Source organism: Allobosea caraganae (genome assembly GCF_003351345.1).
Classification (GTDB): domain Bacteria; phylum Pseudomonadota; class Alphaproteobacteria; order Rhizobiales; family Beijerinckiaceae; genus Allobosea; species Allobosea caraganae.
Window position 1 is genome coordinate 1 of record NZ_QQTO01000018.1, and the last position, 22,462, is coordinate 22,462.

General features: G+C 66.9%; 23 protein-coding genes and 1 pseudogene. 12 read left to right on the forward strand and 12 right to left on the reverse strand.

Annotation, left to right across the window (positions count from 1 at the left end):
* The 3 genes and pseudogenes from DWF00_RS29370 to DWF00_RS29700 all read left to right on the forward strand — a co-directional run.
* A pseudogene (locus DWF00_RS29370) lies at positions 1-425 on the forward strand (hypothetical protein); the annotation flags it as partial.
* Between the two features lie 270 nt (positions 426-695).
* Complete coding sequence (locus tag DWF00_RS07685; protein ID WP_114831774.1) at positions 696-1,430, forward strand: SDR family oxidoreductase; 735 nt, start codon at positions 696-698, stop codon at positions 1,428-1,430.
* 66 nt (positions 1,431-1,496) lie between these two features.
* A complete protein-coding gene (locus DWF00_RS29700; RefSeq protein ID WP_210207935.1) occupies positions 1,497-1,850 on the forward strand; it encodes an Atu4866 domain-containing protein in 354 nt (117 codons plus the stop codon).
* Positions 1,851-1,977: 127 nt separating this feature from the next.
* Here DWF00_RS29700 and DWF00_RS07695 read toward each other — a convergent pair whose 3' ends face one another.
* On the reverse strand, positions 1,978-2,589 hold the full coding sequence (locus DWF00_RS07695; RefSeq protein WP_114831775.1) for an NAD(P)-dependent oxidoreductase: 612 nt from the start codon (positions 2,587-2,589) through the stop codon (positions 1,978-1,980).
* Between the two features lie 122 nt (positions 2,590-2,711).
* Between DWF00_RS07695 and DWF00_RS07700 the strand changes: the two genes are divergently transcribed.
* From DWF00_RS07700 to DWF00_RS07715, 4 genes are all read left to right on the forward strand, one after another.
* On the forward strand, positions 2,712-3,104 hold the full coding sequence (locus DWF00_RS07700; RefSeq protein ID WP_114831873.1) for a winged helix-turn-helix transcriptional regulator: 393 nt from the start codon (positions 2,712-2,714) through the stop codon (positions 3,102-3,104).
* Positions 3,105-3,254: 150 nt separating this feature from the next.
* Positions 3,255-3,524 (forward strand): 30S ribosomal protein S15, encoded by a 270-nt coding sequence (gene rpsO / locus DWF00_RS07705; protein WP_114831776.1) that lies wholly within the window; start codon positions 3,255-3,257, stop codon positions 3,522-3,524.
* Between the two features lie 316 nt (positions 3,525-3,840).
* Positions 3,841-6,003, forward strand: a complete 2,163-nt coding sequence (pnp, locus tag DWF00_RS07710) for a polyribonucleotide nucleotidyltransferase (protein WP_114831777.1) — start codon at positions 3,841-3,843, stop codon at positions 6,001-6,003.
* 261 nt (positions 6,004-6,264) lie between these two features.
* Positions 6,265-6,900 (forward strand): pyridoxamine 5'-phosphate oxidase family protein, encoded by a 636-nt coding sequence (locus DWF00_RS07715; RefSeq protein WP_114831778.1) that lies wholly within the window; start codon positions 6,265-6,267, stop codon positions 6,898-6,900.
* Positions 6,901-7,070: 170 nt separating this feature from the next.
* Here DWF00_RS07715 and DWF00_RS07720 read toward each other — a convergent pair whose 3' ends face one another.
* The 5 genes from DWF00_RS07720 to DWF00_RS07740 all read right to left on the reverse strand — a co-directional run bounded on the left by DWF00_RS07720 (position 7,071) and on the right by DWF00_RS07740 (position 10,977).
* On the reverse strand, positions 7,071-8,069 hold the full coding sequence (locus DWF00_RS07720) for an adenosine kinase (protein ID WP_114831779.1): 999 nt from the start codon (positions 8,067-8,069) through the stop codon (positions 7,071-7,073).
* An 82-nt stretch (positions 8,070-8,151) separates the two neighbouring features.
* The gene (locus DWF00_RS07725; protein ID WP_114831780.1) at positions 8,152-8,526 is read right to left on the reverse strand and encodes a helix-turn-helix domain-containing protein; all 375 of its coding nucleotides are present in this window, start codon (positions 8,524-8,526) and stop codon (positions 8,152-8,154) included.
* Complete coding sequence (locus DWF00_RS07730; RefSeq protein WP_114831781.1) at positions 8,523-9,077, reverse strand: Smr/MutS family protein; 555 nt, start codon at positions 9,075-9,077, stop codon at positions 8,523-8,525. Before DWF00_RS07730 ends, DWF00_RS07725 begins: the two co-directional genes overlap by 4 nt.
* A gap of 2 nt (positions 9,078-9,079) precedes the next feature.
* A complete protein-coding gene (gene mltA, locus DWF00_RS07735; RefSeq protein ID WP_114831782.1) occupies positions 9,080-10,243 on the reverse strand; it encodes a murein transglycosylase A in 1,164 nt (387 codons plus the stop codon).
* The gene (locus DWF00_RS07740) at positions 10,240-10,977 is read right to left on the reverse strand and encodes a Tim44/TimA family putative adaptor protein (protein ID WP_114831783.1); all 738 of its coding nucleotides are present in this window, start codon (positions 10,975-10,977) and stop codon (positions 10,240-10,242) included. Before DWF00_RS07740 ends, mltA begins: the two co-directional genes overlap by 4 nt.
* Before the next feature lie 268 nt (positions 10,978-11,245).
* Between DWF00_RS07740 and secB the strand changes: the two genes are divergently transcribed.
* A complete protein-coding gene (gene secB, locus DWF00_RS07745; protein WP_114831784.1) occupies positions 11,246-11,743 on the forward strand; it encodes a protein-export chaperone SecB in 498 nt (165 codons plus the stop codon).
* A 56-nt stretch (positions 11,744-11,799) separates the two neighbouring features.
* Here secB and dnaQ read toward each other — a convergent pair whose 3' ends face one another.
* Genes dnaQ through DWF00_RS07770 form a run of 5 tightly spaced genes read right to left on the reverse strand, consistent with a single transcriptional unit; the run spans position 11,800 to position 15,458 of the window.
* Positions 11,800-12,507 carry a DNA polymerase III subunit epsilon gene (gene dnaQ, locus DWF00_RS07750; RefSeq protein ID WP_114831785.1) on the reverse strand — a complete coding sequence of 236 codons (708 nt, stop codon included), beginning with the start codon at positions 12,505-12,507 and terminating at the stop codon, positions 11,800-11,802.
* Between the two features lie 8 nt (positions 12,508-12,515).
* The gene (gene coaE, locus DWF00_RS07755; RefSeq protein WP_114831786.1) at positions 12,516-13,118 is read right to left on the reverse strand and encodes a dephospho-CoA kinase; all 603 of its coding nucleotides are present in this window, start codon (positions 13,116-13,118) and stop codon (positions 12,516-12,518) included.
* Between the two features lie 34 nt (positions 13,119-13,152).
* Positions 13,153-13,986, reverse strand: a complete 834-nt coding sequence (locus tag DWF00_RS07760) for a shikimate dehydrogenase (protein ID WP_114831787.1) — start codon at positions 13,984-13,986, stop codon at positions 13,153-13,155.
* Between the two features lie 18 nt (positions 13,987-14,004).
* Positions 14,005-14,631, reverse strand: coding sequence for a Maf family protein (locus DWF00_RS07765; RefSeq protein ID WP_114831788.1), 627 nt, complete (start codon positions 14,629-14,631; stop codon positions 14,005-14,007).
* Positions 14,628-15,458: a pyruvate, water dikinase regulatory protein gene (locus tag DWF00_RS07770; protein ID WP_114831789.1), complete on the reverse strand. Its 831-nt coding sequence runs from the start codon at positions 15,456-15,458 to the stop codon at positions 14,628-14,630. Before DWF00_RS07770 ends, DWF00_RS07765 begins: the two co-directional genes overlap by 4 nt.
* 516 nt (positions 15,459-15,974) lie before the next feature.
* Between DWF00_RS07770 and hemE the strand changes: the two genes are divergently transcribed.
* The 3 genes from hemE to rho all read left to right on the forward strand — a co-directional run bounded on the left by hemE (position 15,975) and on the right by rho (position 18,937).
* Positions 15,975-17,009, forward strand: coding sequence for a uroporphyrinogen decarboxylase (gene hemE / locus DWF00_RS07775; RefSeq protein WP_114831790.1), 1,035 nt, complete (start codon positions 15,975-15,977; stop codon positions 17,007-17,009).
* 13 nt (positions 17,010-17,022) lie between these two features.
* A complete protein-coding gene (hemJ, locus tag DWF00_RS07780) occupies positions 17,023-17,448 on the forward strand; it encodes a protoporphyrinogen oxidase HemJ (protein WP_245973788.1) in 426 nt (141 codons plus the stop codon).
* A gap of 223 nt (positions 17,449-17,671) precedes the next feature.
* Positions 17,672-18,937, forward strand: coding sequence for a transcription termination factor Rho (gene rho, locus DWF00_RS07785; RefSeq protein ID WP_114831792.1), 1,266 nt, complete (start codon positions 17,672-17,674; stop codon positions 18,935-18,937).
* Positions 18,938-19,063: 126 nt separating this feature from the next.
* Here rho and DWF00_RS07790 read toward each other — a convergent pair whose 3' ends face one another.
* Complete coding sequence (locus tag DWF00_RS07790; RefSeq protein WP_181832834.1) at positions 19,064-21,067, reverse strand: thioredoxin domain-containing protein; 2,004 nt, start codon at positions 21,065-21,067, stop codon at positions 19,064-19,066.
* A gap of 48 nt (positions 21,068-21,115) precedes the next feature.
* Between DWF00_RS07790 and mnmE the strand changes: the two genes are divergently transcribed.
* A complete protein-coding gene (mnmE, locus tag DWF00_RS07795) occupies positions 21,116-22,429 on the forward strand; it encodes a tRNA uridine-5-carboxymethylaminomethyl(34) synthesis GTPase MnmE (protein WP_114831794.1) in 1,314 nt (437 codons plus the stop codon).
* The last annotated feature ends 33 nt before the right edge of the window (positions 22,430-22,462 follow it).

The following is a 22,462-nucleotide window of genomic DNA, read 5'->3' on the forward strand; positions in this document are numbered from 1 at the left end:
AGGCCGTCGCCCATCTCGACGAGATGACCCAGCAGAACGCCGCCCTCGCCGAGCAGTCGGCCGCCTCCGCAGCCTCCCTCTCCGGCCGCATCGGCGAGCTCAACACCCTCGTCGCAGCGTTCAAGACCGGGCAGGAGCAGCAGGTGCCGGTTCAGATGGCCCAGCCGCAGCGCATCGCTGCGCCCGCCCCGGTCGCGCCTCGGCCGACCCGCGCCGCCGCACCTGCTCGGGCGCCGGCCCCGGCCTATGCGCCAACGCCGGCGCGCGCCGCCGACAAGGCTGCGAAGGCTACCAGCTCCGAGCCCGAGCGCCTGCGCAAGCTCGCCGAAGCCGCCTTCGCCCAGACCAAGGCCACGCCGGCCCGCGTGCCCGCCAAAAAGGTCGCCAATAGCCGCAATGCCGACGCCGGCTGGGAAGAGTTCTGAGGCAACCCTAAAGAAGCGCCTCACTCCGGTAGCTTAGCAGTACACGTCAAGGGCCTCGCGCAACGCTGCGCGGGGCCTTTTTCATGGTGGATCGTTCAACCCTGGCGGCAGCTTTCGGCCAGCCGTGCACGATCTCACTCCACTCCCGCCTGAAGCTTTGGAGAATCGTGCAATCATCGCGGGGCATCGGTCTACCGCCTGAGAGCCGCCCGCAGGCAAGGTCTCCTCACACCGGACGCGCGGTCGCGCCGGTCTTTTCAGGAGGCCAACATGTCTGAACTCAAGGGCAAGGTCATCGCCATCACCGGCGCCAGCAGCGGCATCGGCGAGGCGAGCGCGAAGCTTCTGGCAGAGCGCGGCGCGCATGTCGTGCTCGGCGCCAGGCGCGGCGAACGACTGGTCGCGCTCGCGGCCGAGATCAGCGCGAAAGGCGGCCAGGCCCGCCAGCGCGTGGTCGATGTCACCGACCTCGCCAGCGTCGAGGCCTTCATCGGTTTCGCGCAGCAGGAATTCGGCCGCGTCGACGTCATCGTCAACAATGCCGGCGTGATGCCGCTCTCGACGCTCGACACGCTCAAGATCGACGAGTGGAACCGGATGATCGACGTCAACATCCGCGGCGTCCTGCACGGCATCGCCGCCGGGCTGCCAGTGATGAAGCGCCAGGGCTTCGGCCATTTCGTCAACCTGTCCTCGATCGGCGGCCATGCCGTCTATCCGACCGCCGCCGTCTACTGCGCCACGAAGTACGCCGTGCTCGCGATCTCCGAAGGCCTGCGCCAGGAGAACACCGACATCCGCGTCACCGTGATCTCGCCCGGCGTGACCCGCTCGGAGCTGGCCGACAGCATCTCCGACGAGGGCGCCCGGCAGGCGATGAACGACTTCCGCAAGATCGCGATCGCGCCCGAGGCGATCGGCCGCGCCATCGCCTTCGCCATTGAGCAGCCGGGCGACGTCGATGTGAGCGAGATCATAGTTCGCCCCATCGCCAGCGCCTACTGAGCGCCCATCAGCGCGCCGGCGGATGGCCCAGCGCGCTCTTCACCCACTGACGCGAGGGAGCGAACCATGATCGTCACAAGCCTGATCCATGCGCTCGGCACCCTTGCGGCGAGCGTCAGGCCAGCCGCGGCGAACCCGCCGCTGCCGCTCGAAATCGACCTGGACATCCCCGAGGCTCCGCTCGTCGCCACGCAGGCCATGGCCGGGACCTGGGCGAGCGAGGACAGGCTGGTGCGCCTCGAACTCTCGGCCAATGGCCGCTACGACGAGGCGCGCGGCACGCGCCGCAGCGCCTATCGCGGCCGCTACGAGGTCGAGGGGCAGCGGCTCTACTTCGCCGATGATCGCGGCTTCACCGCGCTCGGCGAGGTGCGCAACGGCGTACTGCGCCTCGGCAGCGAGCGGCTGATGCGGCAGTGAGCGTGACCGGCTTCCACCGTCATGGTCGGGCTTGTCCCGACCATCCACGTCTTCGCTGATCGAGAACCGTGGTCAAGACGTGGATGCTCGCCACGAGGGCGAGTATGACGTCGCGGGTCTCGCCGCCTCAATACGCGACCGTGAAGCGCTGTCTGTTATGGGCGGGCTTCTCCAGCTCGTCGACCAGCGCGATCGCGTAATCCTCGGCCGAAACGGCGCTCTTGCCGTCCGCGTCGACCAGGAGCTGGTCCTTGCCGAGGCGGAACTTGCCCGTGCGCTCGCCGGGCGCGATCAGCGCGGGAGGCGATAGGAAGCTCCAGTCGAGCCCGTTCTCCTGCCTGAGCAAGTCGAGGAAGGCGCCGCCTGCCTTGGCCTCGACGAGATAGATCGCGGGAAAATCCGGCGCGTCGAAGAGCTTCACGCCCGGCGCGACCTCGAGGCTGCCGGCGCCGCCGACGACGAGATAGCGCTTTACGCCGGACTGCTTGACCGCGGCGAGCAGCACGGCCGGGTCGCTGGCGGTGAAATGCACCGCGCTGATGACGGCGTCGTGCCCCTTGAGCTGCGCGGCGAGCCCGTCCTTGTCGAAGACGTCGCCCTTCACGGCGGTGATTCCGGCCTGCACAGGCACCTTCTCGGGATTGCGCACGATGGCGCTGACCTGATGGCCACGCGCGGTGAGTTCGGCGAGCAGGCGCGAGCCGATGAAGCCGGTGGCGCCGACGAGAGCGATTTTCATGGTTCAATCCTTCCAGTATCTAATGGGAACCAACATCCCAATGGACACTAGATGGCCGGCATGCGATCACGCGTAAAGAAGGCACTTTCACGCTACGTGGTCACCCGAAGGATACCGCCGTGCTGCATCGCCCCGATCCGTTCGACGCGAAATGCCCGACCCGGCAGGTGCTCGACCGTATCGGCGACCGCTGGGCGGTGCTGATCCTGATCTCGTTGGAGCAGCGTACCATGCGCTTCAACGAGCTGCGCCGGCGGATCGAGGCGATCTCGCAGAAGATGCTGTCGCAGACGCTGAAGAGCCTGGAGCGCGACGGGCTGGTCAACCGCAAGGTCTTCGCCACCGTGCCGGTGACGGTCGAGTACTCGCTGACCCCGCTCGGCCGCACACTGTCGCAGACGGTGCATGCGCTGACGCTCTGGGCCGAGACGCATATCGGCGAGGTCGCGCAGGCGCAGCAGCGCTATGATCAAGGCGAGGCTGCGCCGGAAACGGCCACAACGCCGCCGCGCTAGCGTTTCCGCCAGTTTCGTGTATACCCCCGGCCAACCGGCCTAAAAGCCGGCTGCGCATCCCCTCCTCGATGAGGCCGATGCGGGCTTCGGACCTTGCTGGACGACATCCCGGCCTGGCCCGCCAGATCAACCCGAACACGAGGATCCACGATGTCGATCACAGCCGAGCGCAAGACCGCGCTCATCAACGAACACGCCACCAAGCCGAACGATACCGGCTCGCCCGAGGTCCAGGTCGCGATCCTGACGGAGCGCATCAACAACCTGACCGGGCACTTCAAGTCGCACGTCAAGGACAACCATTCGCGTCGCGGCCTGCTCAAGCTGGTCTCGCAGCGCCGTTCGCTGCTCGACTACCTGAAGAGCCGCAACGAGGCGCGCTACAAGACGCTGATCGAGAAGCTCGGCATCCGCCGCTGATCGACTGATCCGCTTCCCGCCCGGCGCGATCTCGTTCCGGGCGGTTTTTCCAGAGCATGATGCCGAAAAGCGGGTACCGGTTTTCGGGCCACATCATGCTCCCCTTCCAGGGTCTGGCCGCAATGGGGCGGCGCCCTGATCTTCAACGCGGTGGCCGCATGGGCGGTTTGCCGCTGGCCTCCACTGGGCGCCAAGACGTCCATGGCAGGATCGCCGAGCGCTCGGGCGCCGTCTCCACGCCTCCCGAGCTTTCCGCCGTCTTGCCCATGGGCTCGAGACGCCCGGACGGGTGCCGCATCCGATCCGAAAGACAGACATGTTCGACATCCAGACCGAAGAATTGATGTGGGGCGGGCGCAAGCTCGTACTCGAAACCGGCAAGATCGCACGCCAGGCCGACGCCGCCGTGCTCGCGACCTATGGCGAGACCGTGGTGCTCGCCACCGTCGTCTCGGCGAAGGAGCCCAAGGCCGGGATCGACTTCTTCCCGCTCACCGTGAACTACCAGGAAAAGACCTTCGCCGCCGGCCGCATCCCCGGCGGCTATTTCAAGCGCGAGGGACGTCCGACCGAGAAGGAGACGCTGGTCTCGCGCCTGATCGACCGGCCGATCCGCCCGCTCTTCGTCGAGGGCTACCGCAACGAGACGCAGGTCGTCTGCACCGTGCTGCAGCATGACCTCGAGAACGATCCCGACATCGTCGCCATGGTCGCGGCCTCGGCCGCCCTGACCCTGTCGGGCGTGCCGTTCACCGGCCCGGTCGGCGCGGCCCGCGTCGGCTATTTCGACGGCGCCTACAAGCTCAACCCCCTGGTCGACGAGATCAAGGAATCGGGGCTCGACCTCGTCGTCGCCGGCACGCCCGATGCCGTTCTGATGGTGGAATCGGAGGCCAAGCAGCTGTCCGAGGAGATCATGCTCGGGGCCGTGATGTTCGGCCACAAGCATTTCCAGCCGGTGATCGACGCCATCATCCGCCTGGCCGAGAAGGCCGCCAAGGAGCCGCGCGACTATCAGCCCGCCGATAATTCGGTCGTGCTCGAGGCCGTGCTGAAGCTGGTCGACGCCGATCTGCGCGCCGCCTACAAGATCACCACCAAGGCCGAGCGCTACAAGGCGATCGACGCCGCCAAGGCCAAGGTCGCGGCGCTGGTCTCGTCCGAGCCGGACGGCAAGACCAGCTTCACCAAGGAGCAGGTCGGCGGCCAGTTCAAGGAAGCCCAGGCCAAGGTCGTGCGCTGGACCATCCTCGACGAAGGCGTGCGCATCGACGGGCGCGACCTCAAGACCGTGCGCAAGATCGTGGCCGAAGCCGGCATCCTGCCGCGCACCCATGGCTCGGCCCTGTTCACCCGCGGCGAGACGCAGGCGCTGGTCGTGACCACGCTGGGCACCGGCGACGACGAGCAGTACATCGACTCGCTGGAAGGCACCTACAAGGAGACCTTCCTGCTGCACTACAACTTCCCTCCCTACTCGGTCGGTGAAGCCGGCCGCATGGGCTCGCCCGGCCGCCGCGAGATCGGCCATGGCAAGCTCGCCTGGCGCGCCATCCGGCCGATGCTGCCGGCCAAGGGCGAGTTCCCCTACACGATCCGCGTCGTCTCGGAGATCACCGAGTCGAACGGCTCCTCCTCGATGGCCACCGTCTGCGGCACCTCGCTCGCCCTGATGGACGCCGGCGTGCCGCTCAAGGCTCCCGTCGCCGGCATCGCCATGGGCCTGATCCTGGAAGGCGAGCGCTTCGCGGTGCTCTCCGACATCCTCGGCGACGAGGACCATCTCGGCGACATGGACTTCAAGGTCGCCGGCACCGCCGAGGGCATCACCTCGCTGCAGATGGACATCAAGATCGCCGGCATCACCGAGGAGATCATGAAGGTCGCCCTCGACCAGGCCAAGGGCGGTCGCGACCACATCCTCAGCGAGATGAACAAGGCGCTTTCGGTCTCGCGCGGCCAGCTCGGCGAGTATGCCCCGCGCATCGAGACGATGAAGATCCCGGTCGACAAGATCCGTGAAGTCATCGGCTCCGGCGGCAAGGTCATCCGCGAGATCGTCGAGAAGACCGGCGCCAAGGTCAACATCGAGGATGACGGCACCATCAAGATCGCCTCGGCCGACGGCAAGTCGATCGAAGCCGCGATCAAGTGGATCAAGTCGATCGTCTCGGAAGCCGAGCCGGGCATGATCTATGACGGCACCGTGGTGAAGATCATGGAGTTCGGCGCCTTCGTGAACTTCTTCGGCGCCAAGGACGGGCTTGTTCATATTTCGGAGCTGGCCGCGGCTAGGGTCCAGAAGGTCTCGGACGTCGTCAAGGAAGGCGACAAGGTCAAGGTCAAGTTCCTCGGCCAGGACGAGCGCGGCAAGATCCGCCTCTCGATGAAGGTCGTCGACCAGGAGACCGGCGAGGACATCACCGAGAAGCTGAAGGCCCAGCGCGACGCCGACAAGACCCGCGAGCGCGCCGAGTAAGCCTGACGCGATTCACGTGAAACGGGACGCCCCGCATCGAAAGGTGCGGGGCGTTTTGCTTTGGGCGCATCATCCGGGTGGACCGCACCACGCCGGTATGCTCGGGCTTGTCCCGAGCATCCACGTCTTGGACGCCGCCCGCGATGAGTGAAGACGTGGATGGTCGGCACAAGGCCGACCATGACGGGAGGGCGAGCAGAGAACGGCTAGCGCTCCACCCGATTTCCGAATAGTCTAGACTTATTGATTTCGGAGACTGGCATGCCCGACCACAGCATCACCTCGCTCGACGCCCTCAGCGCGCTCTATCCGAATCCGGTGGCCCCGGCCTCGGTCGCCAAGGAGATCGATCACATCGATGCGAACTACGCCGCGCTGATCGCCGCCTCGCCGTTTTGCCTGCTCGCGACCATGGGTCCAGAGGGGCTGGATTGCTCGCCGCGCGGGGATAAGCCGGGCTTCGTCACGGTGAGGGACGCGAAAACGCTCCTGATTCCCGATCGAAAAGGCAATAACCGCCTGGATACGTTTAAGAATATCCTGTCCGACGCGCGAATCGGAATGCTCTTCCTGATCCCCGGTTACGGCGAGACCTTGCGCGTGAACGGACGCGCCGAACTCTCCTGCGATCCTGAGTTGTGCGGAGGGTTCGAGATGGCCGGAAAGCTGCCGGCCTGCGTCATCGTGGTCAAAGTCGAGGCCGCCTACTTCCAGTGCTCGCGCGCAGTGGTGCGGGCCGACCTGTGGAACCCGGCGGGGCATGTCGACCGGCGCACGTTGCCGAGCGCCGGGCAGATCCTGCAGGGGATCACGGCGCGCAACACGGCGATCGAGACGTTCGATGGCGAGGCCTATGACAAGGCGCTGCCCGAGCGGGTGAAGGCGACGTTGTATTGAGGCGCGGTTCTCCCCTTCTCCCCCTGCGGGAGAAGGTGTCAGGGCAAAGCCCTGACGGATGAGGGGTCGCGCAACGGTAGCCGCGCTTGGCCTACTCAAACACGGATAGGGCAGCGCGACCCCTCATCCGCCTGCCGGCACCTTCTCCCACAAGGGGAGAAGGACGCCAATCACAGCAGCCCGTTATTCCCCGCCAGCACCTTGAGGTTCACCTCCGGCCGGGCGCCGACATGGCCGATGACCTCGGCCGCCGCCAGCGCGCCGAGGCGCAGCGAATCGCGGACCTCGCGGCCCGAGGTCAGGCCGAAGAGGAAGCCGGCGGCGAAGAGGTCGCCGGCGCCGGTCGCATCGACGACGCGGTCGATCGGGAAGACCGGCTCGGCGAGCACGCCATCGGGCGTCACCGCCAGCGCGCCCTTCTCGGAACGGGTCACGGCCGCAACGATGTTCTCGGCGCGCAGCGCGGCGAGCGCGGTGTCGAAATCGCCTGTCTGGTACAGGCTCTTCAGCTCGTGCTCGTTGGCGAAGACGATGTCGACCATGCGGTTGCGGACCAGGCCGAGGAACTCGTCGCGATAGCGGTCGACGCAGAAGGAATCCGAGAGCGTGATGGCGACGCGTCCGCCGGCGGCATGGGCCAGCTCGGACGCCTTGCGGAAGGCGTCCTTGGCCGCCGGGGGATCCCAGAGATAGCCTTCGAGATAGACGATGTCGGCGTTCTGCACCGCCTTGGCGTCGACATCGTCGGTGGTGAGGCCCTGGCAGGCGCCGAGATAGGTGTTCATCGTGCGCTCGCCATCGGGCGTGACGATGATGAAGGAGCGCGCCGTCGCCGGGCCCTCGGTGGCGAAAGCGGTGTCGAAGGCGACGCCGAGCGAGGTCAGGTCGTGGCGGTAGAGTTTGCCGAGCTCGTCCTGCTTGACCTTGCCGATGAAGGCGCCCTTGCCGCCGAACGAGGCCAGGCCGGCAATCGTGTTGGCGGCCGAGCCACCGGAGATGACCTTTCCGGGACCCATGGCGGCATAGAGCGCTTCGGCGCGGGCCTCGTCGATCAGCATCATCGCGCCCTTGGCGAGCTCGTGCTTGGCCAGGAAATCCTCCTCGGCCGAGGCGATGACATCGACGATAGCGTTGCCGAGGGCGAGAACGTCGGTGCGCGTGGCTGTCATGGGAGCGTCCGGAGCGTGGGAAATCGAAAGGAAAGCTGCGCGGCGTGTCGCATTCGCTGCTGCAAGGGTCAAGCCATCGGGCCTAGCCGCGGCTACGCCGCGCCGCGGCCTCGTCCAGCACGGCGGCGAGCTGCTGGAAGTCCTGCGGCTCCAACGCCGCGATATCGCGGGCGAGCCGGTTGGCCAGCAGGGTCGCCTCCGGGTCGAGCCCTGCCGTGTCGACCGTGACGCGCGGGTGTGAGAGATCGGCCAGGCGGATCAGTTCGTCGGCCTCGTCCCAGATGACGCCGAGCACGTGGATGACGCCCTGGATCAAGGTGAAGGTCGGGCGGCCGCGCTTGCCGTGCTCAAGCGCCGAGAGATAGGCCGGCGTGACGCCGAGCGCCGCCGCCATCTCGGCCAGAGTGACGCCACGGACCGCGCGCAATTCGCGCACGCGCTGGCCGAAGGGGGTCACCAGCCGGTCTCGCGGCTGCGGCGCAGGCGGATATAGAGCGCGCCCGAGCCGCCATGGCGCTGCTCGGCCTCCTCGAAGCCGACCACCAGCGGGCGCAGGTCGGGCAGTCGCAGCCAGTGCGGTACCGTCCGGCGCAGAACGCCGCGCTCCTCGCCGAACAGCGCATCGCCCGCCGCGCCTTTGCCGGTGACGACGAGCGCCAGCTTGGTGCCGCGCCCCTGCTCGCGGCGCAGGAAGGCGCGCAGCGCGTCGTGAGCCTGGTCCTGGCGCATGCCGTGCAGGTCGATGACCGCCTCGACGGATTGCTGGCCGCGACGCAATTGCGTGCGCAGACGGCGCTCCAGCGGGGCCAGGGGCGGCGGGGTCGGCTTGGCAGGGGTGAGCCTCGCGGTGACCACGAGAGCCGGCGCAGCGGCTTCGGCTACGGCCGGTGGGGGCGGTTCGGGTGCCTCCGGTTCCGGCAAGCGCCCGGCAAGCGGCTTGACCGAACGCGCGACCTGGCGCCAGAGCGCGATATCGGCCTCCGACAGGACCTTGCCGCGCCGGCGCATGATCAGCGCTCCTCGCGCGGCCAGAGCACGATGAAATCGAGGGCATGGCGCACGAGACCGGCGCGGTGGCCGGCCTCCGGCCCCGAACCGACGAAGAGATCGATCCGCGCCGGGCCAAGAATGGCGGAGCCGGTGTCCTGCGCGATCATCAGGCGCGCCAGCAGCTCCGTTCCGCCGGTGCCGGCGGGGATCTCGGTGTCGATCCAGGCGGGCATGCCGTAGGGCCAGAGCGTACGGTCAACGGCGATGCTGCGCAGGGGCGTGAGCGGCAGGCCGGCGCCGCCGATCGGCCCGGATTCAGCCGGGAGGTCGTCCTTGCGGGCGAAGAAGACGAAGGACTTGTTGAGGCGGATCAGGTCGCGGGCGAAATCGGCGTCGGCCTTCAGCCGCGCGATCAGCCGGTCCATCGTCATCTCGGCGGGGGGGATGCCCTCGCGCTCGCTGAGGGTGCGGCCGAGCGAGGTGTAGGGATGGCCGTTGCGGCCGGAATAGACCAGCCTGACCACCCCGCCATCAGGCAGGCGGATGCGGCCGGAGCCCTGGACCTGCAGCACGAAGCGGTCGACCGGATCGCGCAGCCAGATGATTTCCAGCCCCTGGCCATCGAGCGCCCCGGTCTCGATCGCGGTGCGGTCGGGGAAGGGCTCGAAGCCCTTGGCGGTGCGGCGGGCAGAGGAGAGCGCCGGGTCGAGGCCAGGCCAGTCATCGCCCTGCTGGCGCGTCACCAGATCGGCCGGGCGGTCGTAGAGCGGCGTCGGATATTCAGCCGAGCGCGTCAGCGAGCCAGCGAATTCGGGCTCGAAATAACCGGTCATGAAGCCGCGCGGACTGCCCAGCGGCCTGATCCGCCAGAAGTCGAAGCGCTCTTCGAAAAAGCGGCGGGCCGTTGCCTGGTCGGGCTGGCCCCGGGCAAGCAGCGCGCGCGCATCCTTGCATATGGCGACCAGACCGGGGGGGATCGGCGCGCCCGGACGCAAGGGCGGGTCAGCGGCGCAGCCGGCGGCGAAGATGCCTAGCGGAATGCGCTGATCATCGTTGCGCCAGCCGGGAATGCCCCCGGGCGACATCAGCTCGGCGCGGGCGCCGGGCGGCAGAGGCGGGGCAGCGTGGGCGGGCGTCATGGCCGTCATCAGCAGGCTGGCGGCCAGGAACGCAACGCGGATCACGCGCCGGATTCGGTCGCGACCAGGAGCCAGTTGGGATCGCGGCTGCCGAGCTGTCGCGAGAAGGTCCAGATGTCGTTGACCTCGGAGACCGCCTCGGCGCTGCCGTCAACCACCGCGCCTTGCGCATCCCGGGTCGCGCTGATCAGCTGCGAGACGAAGGCGATCGTCACCTGCGCCGTCTTACCCTTGACGTCGACGGCGGTGATCTCGGCCTTGTCGATCGAGACGAAGTTGGATTCCGCCTTCTCGCCGCGCTTCTCGCGATCGGTGATCGCCTGCTCGAAGCCGTCATAGACCTCCTTCGCCAGCAGGCCCTTCAACATCTTGCGATCGCCGCGGGCGAAGGCGGTGACGATGGTCTCATAGGCCGCCTTGGCGCCGTTCACGAAGGTGTAGGGGTCGAAGCCCGCCTCCTGCTGCGCGATCGCGTCGATGCCGGCGATGATCGGCGAGTCCGGCGGGGCGATGTCCTTCCAGCGCTCGGCCGCGGGCGGCGGCGCGCCGTTGGCGGCGGGATCATTGGCCGCACCGGGCAGCCTGATGACGTTGTCGCGCTTGGCGTCGGCCTGCGGCGCCTGGTCCGGCCGCATCGGCGGCGTCTCGCGGCGCGCGAAGGGATCGGCCGGCGGCTGCTCGCTGCCGGTCTTCTGGCCGAGAACGGAGCGCAGCTTCCAGGCGACGAAAACGGCCAGAGCCAGGAAGACCAAAGTCGTCATGTCGAAGGAATTTTGCATCGAACGCTGATCCGAAGCTCCAAGGGGGACCGTTTCGTGCCGGCTCTATACGACGGTCGGCCGGCCGTCGGATGCCATATGGTGATCTAGGCTCGTAACATCCACCCCTCAGCTTGTGAAGGCTTGGGCTTGTGAAGGCAGCTTCTTGTGCCTGGAAGTCGTCCATGATAGCCGACGCGTGCATGGCACCGGGGAGCGGTGCGCAGTCCCTGGCGTCAGCACGGCGCGGGATTTTTCCGAGACAGCCTGCCAACAATAGATGGGACCGATGGCCAACGACATCCCCAACGGCAACGGCGCGGGCCCGGCGGATGCCGGCCCGAGCCTGAACGCCCTGATCCAGTACACCAAGGATTTCTCGTTCGAGAACCCGAAGGCGCCGCGCTCGCTGAGCCAGCAGGAGGCCCAGCAGGGCCCGCAAATGTCGCTGCAGGTGAACGTCTCCACCACGGCGCTCTCCGACAGCGAGTACGAGACCGTGCTCCAGCTCGAGGGCAAGGCGGAGCTGAACGGCGAGACGCTGTTCGCGTTCGACCTGAGCTATGCCGGCGTGTTCCGGCTGGCGAACATCCCGCAGGAGCATATCCACCCGGTGCTGGTGATCGACTGCGCCCGCCTGCTCTTCCCCTTCGCCCGGCAGATCGTCGCCGATGCGGTGCAGAGCGGCGGCTTCCCGCCCTTCTACGTCCCGACGATCGACTTCGCGCAGCTCTACCAGCAGCGGATGCAGCAGTTCCAGGCCGAGCAGGGCGCCGCCAACGCCTGATCCGGCTTGCCCGGCCGCTATGAGAAAGGGCCCGTGAGGGCCCTTTTTATTTGGCGTCACCCCTTCTCGGGCAGCGCGATGTAATTGCCCCAGAGCGGCGTCTTGAGCGTCTGGACGAAGGCCTCGTGGGCGGCGAGGGCGGCCTCGTCGAGGCGGGGCGCGAGCGGGCGCAGGCGCTGCGGCCTCTCGGCGACGCCGGCGAGCCCGTTGCCGAGGCCGGCGACCGACGCGACGCCGAGGCCGAGATCGGCCTGCTTGCCGCCGATCAGCTCGATATAGACCTCGGCCAGGATCTCGGAATCGAGCAAGGCGCCGTGCCTGGTGCGGCGGGTGTTGTCGATGCCATAGCGCGAGCAGAGCGCGTCGAGGCTGTTCGAGGCTCCCGGATGCTTGCGCCGCGCCATGGCGAGCGTGTCGACGACGCGCGCCGGCTCGATCGGCCCGCGCCCGACGCGCTTGAACTCCATGTTGAGGAAGCCGACGTCGAAGGCGGCGTTGTGGATCACCAGCCGGGCGCCGTCGATGAACTCGGCGAAATCCTGCGCGATCGCAGCGAAGATCGGCTTGTCTGCGAGGAACGCGTCGGAGAGGCCGTGGACCCTGAAGGCGCCCTCGGACATCGCCCGCTCCGGGTTGATGTACTGGTGATAGGTCCGGCCGGTCGGGCAATGATTGACCAGCTCGACGCAGCCGATCTCGACGACGCGGTCGCCGCCATTGGCTTCGACGCCGGTGGTCTCGGTATCGAGGACGATCTCACGCATGGCTGGTCTCAATCTGTGCGGCCGGGCCGGCCCGCGAGCGCCACCAGGATAGAGCCGACTTGCCGCTCCGCAGCCAGAAGACCGCGCGAGGTGTCCACAAGGAAGTGGGCGCGGCGGCGCTTCTCGGCATCGGGCATCTGGCGGGCGAGGATCGCGGTGAATTTCGCTTCGGTCATCTCGGGCCGGGCAAGCACGCGGGCACGCTGGACCTCGGCCGGGGCGGTGATGACCATGACGGCGTCGCAACGCGCCTCGCCGCCGGTCTCCAGCAGCAGCGGCACGTCGAGGATCGCGATGTCCTGGCCGGCCTGGCGGCAGCGGGCGAGGAAGGTGCGCTCCTCCTCGCGGACCAGCGGGTGGATGATGGTTTCGAGTTGGCGCAGCGCCGCGGGCTTGCCGACGACGGCAGCGGACAGGCGGGCGCGATCGACCGCGCCGTCGCGGACCACGCCGGGAAAGGCGGCCTCGATCGGCGCGACCGCCCTGCCCTGGTAGAGTCGATGGACCGAGGCGTCGGCGTCATGGACCGGGATGCCGCGAGCGCGAAACATCGCCGAGGTCGTCGACTTCCCCATCCCGATCGAGCCGGTCAATCCCAGGATGAAGGTCATGCGCGAAGGACGTCCCGCTGGCGGAAGGGCCGAATCAGTGGCCGAGGATATCCGCTTCGAGCCGCGCCCGCAGCGCCGGCGTGACGGAGGGCTTCACCCCGAACCAGCGGGTGAAGCCGGGCACGGCCTGATGCAGCAGCATGCCGAGGCCATCGACGGCGACACCGCCGCTCCGCGCCGCCTGGTCGAGCAATGCCGTGCGCAGCGGCACATAGACGATGTCGTCAACGATCGTGCCGGGGCGGAGGCCGGCGAGGTCGAGGTCCAGCGGCGGCTGCCCCTTCATGCCGAGCGCCGTGGTGTTGACGATCAGACCGGCGCTGGAGACGAGCTGATTGCGCTCCTCCCAAGCGGCGGCCTCGACCGGAGCGCCGAGCGCCGCTGCAAGTTCCACCGCGCGGGCCGGGCTGCGGTTGACCAGTATGATGCGGCTGAGCCCGCGCCCCTTCAGCCCATAGCCGATGGCGCGGGCAGCGCCGCCGGCACCAAGGATCAGGACGGAGCGGACGCGACCGCCCCAGCCCGGAGCGGAGGCGTCGAGATGGGCGAGGAAGCCGGCGGCGTCGGTATTGTCGCCATGGAGCTTGCCATCCTCGCGCCAGATCGTGTTGACCGCGCCCATCGCCTTCGCCGTCTCGCTGGGGACGTCGATCAGCCTCAGCGCAGCTTCCTTATGCGGGACCGTGACGTTGCCGCCCACGAACTCGCCGGCGCGGACCTTGTCGATGAAGGCCGGGAGCTCGGCGGGCGGCACGTCGACGCGCTCATAGGAACCGTCGAGGCCATGCTCGGCGATCCAGGAGCCATGGATCAACGGCGAGCGGGAATGGGCGATCGGGTGGCCAATGACGAAGCAGCGGCGGGTCATGGAATCAGGAAGTCCGGATCAGCGGGCGAGGAGGCCGAGCTCGCGCAAGGCGTCGAGCACGGCGAAGAGCGGCAGGCCGAGGATGGTGAAATGGTCGCCCTCGACCATCTCGAAGAGCTGGGCGCCAAGGCCCTCGACCTGATAGCCGCCGACGCTGCCCAGGATCGCCGGGCCGGCCGCCGCGACATAGGCGGCGATGAAATCGGCGCTGAGCGGGCGCATCGTCATCCGCGCCGTCTCGCCGCCCTCGGCGACGATCTCGCCATCGCAGGCCAGGACGAAGGCGGAGTGGAGCTCGTGCCCGCGCCCGGCCAGGGCCGCGATCTGGGCTTCGGCACCGGTAAGATCGGCCGGCTTGTGATGGATCGTCCCGCCGCAGGTCAGGCTTTGATCGGCGCCGAGCACGAAGCGGCCGGGATTGTTGACGGAGACGCCGAGCGCCTTGGCGCAGGCGAGCGCGCCCGCGATCGCCGAGCCGGCCGCGCCCTGCCGCAGCAAGGGCGCCTCGGCCGCGCGCTCGTCGAGATCGGGCCTGATCGCCTCGACGGGGACACCGGCGGCCACGAGCATGTCGCGCCGCGTCGTACTGCCGGAGGCGAGGAGGAGCGGCTTGTCCGCGCGCCAGAGCGAAGCGGGCGCGCTCATGTCGCAATGAACTTCATGCGGTGGTCGCGCAGCAGGTCGAGGATCGCGGCCGCCGTCTCCTCAATCGAGCGGCGGGTCACGTCGATCACCGGCCAGCCCTTGCGGGCGCAGAGCCGGCGCGACTGGGTCACCTCGTCGGCGACCGCGGTCGGATCGACATAGGGCGTCTCGTCATCGGCTTTGAGCGAGAGCAGCCGGTTCTGGCGGATCTGGACGATGCGCTCGGGGCTGGCGACCAGGCCGACGATGAGCGGCTTCTTCACCCGCTCGATCTCGGCCGGCAGCGGCACGTTCGGCACCAGGGGCACGTTGGCGGTCTTGATGCCGCGATTGGCGAGATAGATGCTGGTCGGCGTCTTCGAAGTGCGACTGATGCCGACGAGGATGACATCGGCGTTTTCGAGATCGCCGCCGAGCTGCCCGTCATCATGCATCAGCGTGTAGTTCATCGCGTCGATGCGGCGGAAATATTCACTGTTGAGCACGTGCTGCGCGCCTGGCCGTGGTGCCGAGGCCTGGCCGAGATAGGACTGGAACAGCGAGAGCACCGGGTTGAGCACCGACAGGCAAGGGCAGCCGAGCTCCTTGCAGAAGCTCTCCAGGCGCTCCGACCATTCCGATTCGACCAGCGTGTAGAGCACCACGCCCGGCGAGGATTCGATCTCGGCCAGCACGCGGGCAAGCTGCGCCTCCGAGCGGACCAGCGGATAGACATGCTCGATCGCCGAAACCGATTCGTACTGGGCCGCCGCCGCACGGCTGACCGCGATCAGGGTCTCGCCGGTCGCATCCGAGACGAGATGAAGGTGGAAGTAGTTGCGCGCCACTGCGGCTCCTGGGCTATCCGATCAAGAAATCTCTAGAGCATGCTGTAGTTCCGCGAAACCTCACCCGTCATGCTCGCCCTCGTGGCTGGTATCCACGTCTTGAACGGTGCCCGCGATAAGCGAAGACGTGGATGGTCGGGACAAGCCCGACCATGACGGCGGAGGGTGCGACAAGCTTGGGGAGGAATGTGGACAACCGAACATCTGGGCGCGGCTGATCGACCCGCCTGTATAACTCCGCCCGGCCATCAACAGGGTGGCGGGTGTGGAGGGAGGAATCGATGTTTCACGTGAATCATTTTCCCATGCGTTAACCCTCGCCGGATTCCGATTGGTTAAGAAACCCTTAACGCTTCGTTTCCACCTGTCCCGATAGCCGGCTCGAGGACTGCCAGCCTGTGGACTGGTTGTGGATCGGCTTGGGCCGGGCTATCTGCCCCCCTCCATCAGACAAAACAAAAGAATCTCTCTCTAAGATTCTTATTTGATTTAAGAAGGCCTGCGACCGGAGTGGCTATGGCAACGCGTGACGACCCGCTCTTCCTGCGGGCTCTTTCGGGTGAGACCCTGTCGAAGCCCCCGCTCTGGCTGATGCGTCAGGCTGGCCGCTATCTCCCCGAGTACCGCGAGATCCGAGCCAAGGCCGGCGGCTTTCTCGACCTCTGCTACAATCCCGATTTCGCCGCCGAAGTGACGCTGCAGCCGATCCGCCGCTTCGGCTTCGACGCAGCGATCCTGTTCTGCGACATCCTCGTGATCCCGCATGCGCTCGGCCAGAAGCTCTGGTTCGTCCAGGGCGAAGGTCCAAGGCTCGAGCCCGTGGCCGATGCCAAGAGGCTTGGCGAGATCCACGAGGAGATCGACCGGGATGTGCTGGCGCCGGTCTACGAGACCGTCCGCAGGGTGAAGGCTGCCCTGCCCAGCGAGACCGGCTTCATCGGCTTCTGCGGGGCGCCCTGGACCGTGGCGACCTATATGGTGGCGGGACGGGGCACGCCGGATCAGGGACCGGCCAAGGAGCTCTTCGCCCGCGACGCCGAGCTGTTCGCAAGGCTGATCGACCGGATCGTCATGGCTTCGATTGTCCATCTCAACGCGCAGATCGAGGCCGGAGTCGATGCGGTGCAGATCTTCGACAGCTGGGCGGGTTCGCTTGGCGAGAGCGATTTCGAGCGCTGGTGCATCGCGCCGACCAGGCGGATCGTCGACGGGGTGCGGGCGCGCCATCCCAAGGCGAAGATCATCGGCTTCCCGCGCGGCGCGGGGCGGCTGATCCCGGCCTATATCCGGGGCACCGGAGTCGATGCCGTCAGCCTGGAAACCGAGATCGACCGCAGCTTCGTGAGCGAGCAGATTCAGTCGCTGGTGCCGGTGCAGGGCCATCTCGATCCGCAGCTGCTGCGCGCTGGTGGGGCGGAGCTTGAGCGCGAGGTCGAGGTGATCCGTGCGTCATTCGGCGCAGGTCCGTTCGTCTTCAATCTCGGGCATGGCATTCTGCCGGACACGCCGATCGCTCATGTCGAGCGCCTGGTCGCAGCTGTCAGGGCATGATGGGAACGCGCCGATGCTGATCGAATGGATCAAGGCCTTTCACGTCATGGCCGTCATTTCCTGGATGGCGGGCATGCTCTATCTGCCGCGGCTGATGGTCTACCATGCCGATGCGCAGGTCGGCTCGATCCAGTCCGAGACCTTCAAGATCATGGAGCGCCGGCTGCTCAAGGGCATCATCAATCCGGCGATGGCGCTGACCTGGATCCTGGGTCTTTACCTCGCCTGGCAGATCTTCGGCTTCAAGGGCGGCTGGCTGCACGCCAAGCTGCTGCTGGTCTTCATGCTGTCGGGCGTCCACGGCTATCTCGTCGGCCGGGTCCGCGCCTTCGCCGAAGACCGCAACGACAAGCCCGCCCGCTTCTACCGGATCATCAACGAGGTGCCGGCGGTGCTGATGGCGCTGATCGTCATTCTCGTGATCGTGAAGCCCTTCTAAGTCGCGTCGTCGTTTCCGGCTTGAGACTTCAGCCGAAACCCGCTATCAAGCGTTAGCGCAATCTCTGCGTCCCTCCCTGTTGCCGATGGTTCGTGAGCTTCCTGCCCTAGCAGACGCTCATGGTGCGCAAGCAGCGCACTGGCCCTCTCAGGCCCTGTCGAGCCCTCCATTTTAGTCCTGGCTCCTGCCATTCGTGCGGGGGCATTTACGATCCGGGTGCCCCATGCGGGAAATCAAACTACACGAACTCAAGGTCAAATCTCCGACCGAACTCCTCACCTTTGCCGAAGGGCTCGAGGTCGAGAACGCCAGCACGATGCGCAAGCAGGAGCTGATGTTCGCGATCCTGAAGCAGCTCGCCGCGAAGGAAACCGAAATCCTCGGCGAAGGCGTCGTCGAGGTCCTGCAGGACGGCTTCGGCTTCCTGCGCTCCTCCGATTCCAACTATCTGCCCGGCCCGGACGACATCTACGTCTCGCCGTCGCAGATCCGGAAATTCGGCCTGCGCACTGGCGACACCGTCGAGGGTCCGATCCGCGGCCCGAAGGACGGCGAGCGCTATTTCGCCCTGCTCAAGGTCAACACGATCAATTTCGAAGACCCCGAGAAGATCAAGCACAAGATCCATTTCGACAACCTGACGCCGCTCTATCCCGATGAGCGCCTCAAGCTCGAAGTCCTGGATCCGACCAAGAAGGACTTCTCGCCGCGCGTCATCGACATCGTCTCGCCGATCGGCAAGGGCCAGCGCGCGCTGATCGTGGCGCCGCCGCGCACCGGCAAGACCGTGCTGCTGCAGAACATCGCGCAGTCGATCACCAGCAACCATCCGGAATGCTACCTGATCGTCCTGCTGATCGACGAGCGTCCCGAGGAAGTCACGGACATGCAGCGCTCGGTGAAGGGCGAGGTCGTGTCCTCGACCTTCGACGAGCCGGCCTCGCGCCACGTCCAGGTTGCCGAGATGGTGATCGAGAAGGCCAAGCGCCTGGTCGAGCACGGCCGCGACGTCGTGATCCTGCTCGATTCGATCACCCGCCTCGGCCGCGCCTACAACACCGTGGTGCCGTCCTCCGGCAAGGTGCTGACCGGCGGCGTCGACGCCAACGCCCTGCAGCGTCCCAAGCGCTTCTTCGGCGCGGCCCGTAACATCGAGGAAGGCGGCTCGCTGACCATCGTCGCGACCGCGCTGATCGATACCGGCAGCCGCATGGACGAAGTCATCTTCGAAGAGTTCAAGGGCACCGGCAACTCGGAAATCGTGCTCGACCGCAAGGTGGCCGACAAGCGCATCTTCCCGGCGATCGACATCCTCAAGTCCGGCACCCGCAAGGAAGAGCTCATCACCCCGAAGGACGTGCTGCAGAAGACCTATGTCCTGCGCCGCATCCTCAACCCGATGGGCCCGCAGGACGCGATCGAGTTCCTGATCGACAAGCTGCGCCAGACCAAGCAGAACTCCGAGTTCTTCGACTCGATGAATACCTAACCTCTTCTCCCCTCGGGGGGCAGAGGCTTCGCGAAGCGGAGAGGAATGCGGAAGGGTCGCGCAAGCGGCCCTTTTTCTTGGCGGGCGCGTCTCTTCCCTTCTTCCGCAAGGGGAGAAGGGAAGGTGTCAGCGCGCCGCTTCCAAAGCCTCCGCCAATCGATTCGGCTCCGTGACGGGCGGCAGGCAGCGGCCCGAAAAGCAAATGAAGGCGGCGCCTTCACCGGCGCGGCTCACCATGGCGGCAGCCGGATGTTCGGCCGGAAGTGCTTCCGGGTCGGGACAGTCGATGACGATGGTCGTGGTATAAGGCAGCTTCAGCGCCGCCCTGCGGAAAGCGTCCCGGTTTGTCCCGGCAACCACGATCTCAACCCCATTCCTCGCCAGGTCATAGGCATTGAGCACCGAGCCATGCGCCATCGGCGCGCGGGCGGCTGCGCCAAGCGCTGCATCGAGGAAGCTCTCGGCCCGGGCGCGGTCCTCGGCGTCGCCGGTCTTGGCCGCGAGACGCAGCAGATTGCCCGCGTGAACTCCAATCGCATTGGGCACGGCGTCGTCGTGGCTCGGCCGCGGTATGACCGGCAAGCTGCTGGAATCGTTGCGGGTCATACCGAGTAGGCCTGTCTCGGAACTACGGTAGTGCCGCCAGAGATGCTCCGCCCAGCGTTTGGCACGATCGAGGTAGTGCTGCTCGGAGGTCGCGTCATATAATGCGAGGGCGGCATCGATCATCGCGGCGTGGTCGAGTGCGAAGCCGGGCCGGATCAAACGACCCTCGCGATAGGAATGGGCCAGGCCGTCGCCATCCGCCATTGATTCGGCGACGAAATGGTAGGCGCCTTTGGCAAGCGCGAGCCAATGCGGCCGATCGAGCAGGCCGGCTGCGCGAGCGAGCGCTGCGATCATCAGGCCGTTCCAGTCGGCCAAAATCTTGTCGTCGCGCGCCGGGGGGATGCGCTTGCTTCTGATTGCGAGCAGCTTTTCCCGGATTGGCGCGAGCTCAGCTTCGATGGCGGCGTCGGGATCGGGCGTCTCCAACCGATTCGGGATCGTAACCTCTTCCCAGTTGCCATGCGGGGTGACGTCGTAATGCTGCGCGAATAGCGCGTACTCGTCCGGTGGCAGCAGCTCGTGCAGTTCGCGGGCGGTCCAGACATAGTATTTGCCCTCGACGCCGTCGGAATCGGCATCGAGGCTGGCGGCGAATGCGCCTTCGGGCAGCAGCATCTCGCGCTCGAGCCAGGCGACGATGCCCTCAGCTGCCATGAGGGCAAGGGGATCGCCGCTGCGCGCGCCTTCGAGCGCATACAGGCTCAGCAGCTGGGCGTTGTCGTAGAGCATCTTCTCGAAATGCGGCACGAGCCAGCGCTCATCGACTGAATAGCGGGCGAAGCCGCCGCCGAGATGATCGTAGATGCCGCCGCGAGCCATGCGCTCCAGGCTGCGGGCAGCGCGTTGCAGCGTCAGGGAATCGCGGGTGCGTGCGCCATGGCGCCAGAGCAGCTCGACTAGGCCGGGATTGGGAAACTTTGGCGCGCCGCGCAGGCCGCCGTGATGGGGATCAAAGGCCTGCGCGACCTGCCTGGCGACCTCGTCGAGATCCGGCTCATGACGCTGCCCGTCGCCCGCCGCGGTTTCGCCGCGGATCAGCGCCGCCTTGATCGCTTCGGCGTTCTTGGCGATGCGCTGGGGGTCCTGCATGTGGATCGTTGCGATCTGGTTGAGGACGCTGCTGAAGGACGGGCGGCCGTAGCGTGCTTCCGGCGGAAAATAGGTGCCGCCCCAGAAAGGCTCGCCATCGGCGGTGAGGAACATGGTCAGCGGCCAGCCGCCCTGCTCGCCGAGGCTGTGCAGCGCGCTCATGTAGACGTGGTCGATATCGGGCCGCTCCTCGCGGTCGACCTTGATGTTGACGAAGAGCTCGTTCATCAGCGCCGCCGTCGCCTCGTTCTCGAAGCTCTCATGCGCCATGACGTGGCACCAATGGCAGGCGGCATAGCCGACCGAGAGCAGCACCGGCCGGCCGCTGTTCTTAGCCTCGGCAAACGCCTCCTCGCCCCATTCCCACCAATGGACGGGATTGTCCTTATGCTGCAGGAGATAGGGGCTGGCGGCCGCCTTGAGACGGTTCATGGGCAGGTCTCCGGTGAGCGGCAGCGTTGAGACGGGCGATAGCGAAGCATGATCCAGGCTGAGGAATATCCGACGATTGTGGCGGTGTCGTCGGGAAACGGCCGCGCCGGCGTCGCGGTCATCAGGATCTCCGGTGCCCGGGTTCGATTCGTGCTCGAAACATTTGCCGGAGTTATCCCCAAGCCGCGATTTGCGACCCTGCGGCCGCTGCGGACCATCTCAGGCGAGATCATCGACACCGCGTTGGTCCTGTTCTTTCCCGGCCCCGCCAGCTTTACCGGGGAGGATGTCGCCGAGTTCCATGTCCATGGCTCGCGCGCAGTGCTGGCCGCCCTGCTCTCTGCGTTGACGGCTGTCTCTGGCGTGCGCCTGGCGGAAGCCGGCGAGTTCACCCGGCGAGCTTTCGAGGCCGGAAAGCTTGACCTTGCCGCGGTCGAAGGCCTTGCCGACCTGATCGATTCGGAGACGGAATGGCAGCGCAGGCAGGCGTTGCGGCAAATGGAGGGCTCGTTGGGTCGGGCATCCGAGGCTTGGCGGCAGGCGCTGATCAAGGCGATGGCGCTACTCGAGGCCGAGATCGATTTCTCTGATGAAGGCGATGTCTCGGGGCCGCTGCTGGCGGAGGCGGTGGCCGGCGTGGCGACGGTGCTGGACGGTCTCAAGGATGCGCTGGGTTCCTTCCGCATGGGTGAGCGGGTGCGCGAGGGTTTTGTCGTCGTGCTGGCCGGGCCGCCCAATGCCGGCAAGTCGAGCCTGCTCAATGCGCTGGCCCGGCGCGATGTGGCAATCGTCTCGCCGCAGCCGGGCACGACGCGGGACATCATCGAGGTTAGGCTCGATCTCGCCGGATTTCCTGTAACCCTCGTCGATACCGCCGGCTTGCGCGAGAGTGCTGATCCGATCGAGGCCGAAGGCGTGCGGCGGGCAATGGCCCTGGCCGATAAGGCAGACCTCGTGCTGCGCCTGCGTTCGATCGATTCGCCTCCGAACCAAATCGAGAACAACGCCCGCGAGTTGGCCGTAGCGACGAAGGCGGATCTGCCGGGAAGTCCCGAGCCGGGAGAGTTGGCGGTGTCGGTACGAACCGGCGCTGGCATCGATAGGCTTTTGCAGGGGATCAGCGAGCGGTTGGGCGCCTTGTCGAGCCCCGAACCGGCGCTGCTGACCCGCGAACGCCAGCGTGTTGCGGTCTCGGATGCAATCATGGCCCTCGAACGCGTCGTCGGCTCCAGCCATGATCAGGCCGAGCTGCTGGCGGAGGATATCAGGCTCGCGGTCAGGGCCTTGGAGCGCCTTGTCGGTCGCGTCGACGTCGAGGATGTGCTGGATCAGCTCTTTTCCGGCTTCTGCATCGGAAAATAGGGTTAATAGAAGGTAAAACCGGGCGTTTCACGT

Excerpts from the sequence above, each read along its gene's own strand:
- DWF00_RS07685 (WP_114831774.1), top strand. The coding sequence starts at position 696 with ATGTCTGAACTCAAGGGCAAGGTCATCGCCATCACCGGCGCCAGCAGC.
- DWF00_RS29700 (WP_210207935.1), top strand. The coding sequence starts at position 1,497 with ATGATCGTCACAAGCCTGATCCATGCGCTCGGCACCCTTGCGGCGAGC.
- DWF00_RS07695 (WP_114831775.1), bottom strand. The coding sequence starts at position 2,589 with ATGAAAATCGCTCTCGTCGGCGCCACCGGCTTCATCGGCTCGCGCCTG.
- rpsO (WP_114831776.1), top strand. The coding sequence starts at position 3,255 with ATGTCGATCACAGCCGAGCGCAAGACCGCGCTCATCAACGAACACGCC.
- pnp (WP_114831777.1), top strand. The coding sequence starts at position 3,841 with ATGTTCGACATCCAGACCGAAGAATTGATGTGGGGCGGGCGCAAGCTC.
- DWF00_RS07715 (WP_114831778.1), top strand. The coding sequence starts at position 6,265 with ATGCCCGACCACAGCATCACCTCGCTCGACGCCCTCAGCGCGCTCTAT.
- DWF00_RS07720 (WP_114831779.1), bottom strand. The coding sequence starts at position 8,069 with ATGACAGCCACGCGCACCGACGTTCTCGCCCTCGGCAACGCTATCGTC.
- DWF00_RS07730 (WP_114831781.1), bottom strand. The coding sequence starts at position 9,077 with ATGCGCCGGCGCGGCAAGGTCCTGTCGGAGGCCGATATCGCGCTCTGG.
- DWF00_RS07740 (WP_114831783.1), bottom strand. The coding sequence starts at position 10,977 with ATGCAAAATTCCTTCGACATGACGACTTTGGTCTTCCTGGCTCTGGCC.
- secB (WP_114831784.1), top strand. The coding sequence starts at position 11,246 with ATGGCCAACGACATCCCCAACGGCAACGGCGCGGGCCCGGCGGATGCC.
- dnaQ (WP_114831785.1), bottom strand. The coding sequence starts at position 12,507 with ATGCGTGAGATCGTCCTCGATACCGAGACCACCGGCGTCGAAGCCAAT.
- coaE (WP_114831786.1), bottom strand. The coding sequence starts at position 13,118 with ATGACCTTCATCCTGGGATTGACCGGCTCGATCGGGATGGGGAAGTCG.
- DWF00_RS07760 (WP_114831787.1), bottom strand. The coding sequence starts at position 13,986 with ATGACCCGCCGCTGCTTCGTCATTGGCCACCCGATCGCCCATTCCCGC.
- DWF00_RS07765 (WP_114831788.1), bottom strand. The coding sequence starts at position 14,631 with ATGAGCGCGCCCGCTTCGCTCTGGCGCGCGGACAAGCCGCTCCTCCTC.
- hemE (WP_114831790.1), top strand. The coding sequence starts at position 15,975 with ATGGCAACGCGTGACGACCCGCTCTTCCTGCGGGCTCTTTCGGGTGAG.
- hemJ (WP_245973788.1), top strand. The coding sequence starts at position 17,023 with ATGCTGATCGAATGGATCAAGGCCTTTCACGTCATGGCCGTCATTTCC.
- rho (WP_114831792.1), top strand. The coding sequence starts at position 17,672 with ATGCGGGAAATCAAACTACACGAACTCAAGGTCAAATCTCCGACCGAA.
- DWF00_RS07790 (WP_181832834.1), bottom strand. The coding sequence starts at position 21,067 with ATGAACCGTCTCAAGGCGGCCGCCAGCCCCTATCTCCTGCAGCATAAG.
- mnmE (WP_114831794.1), top strand. The coding sequence starts at position 21,116 with ATGATCCAGGCTGAGGAATATCCGACGATTGTGGCGGTGTCGTCGGGA.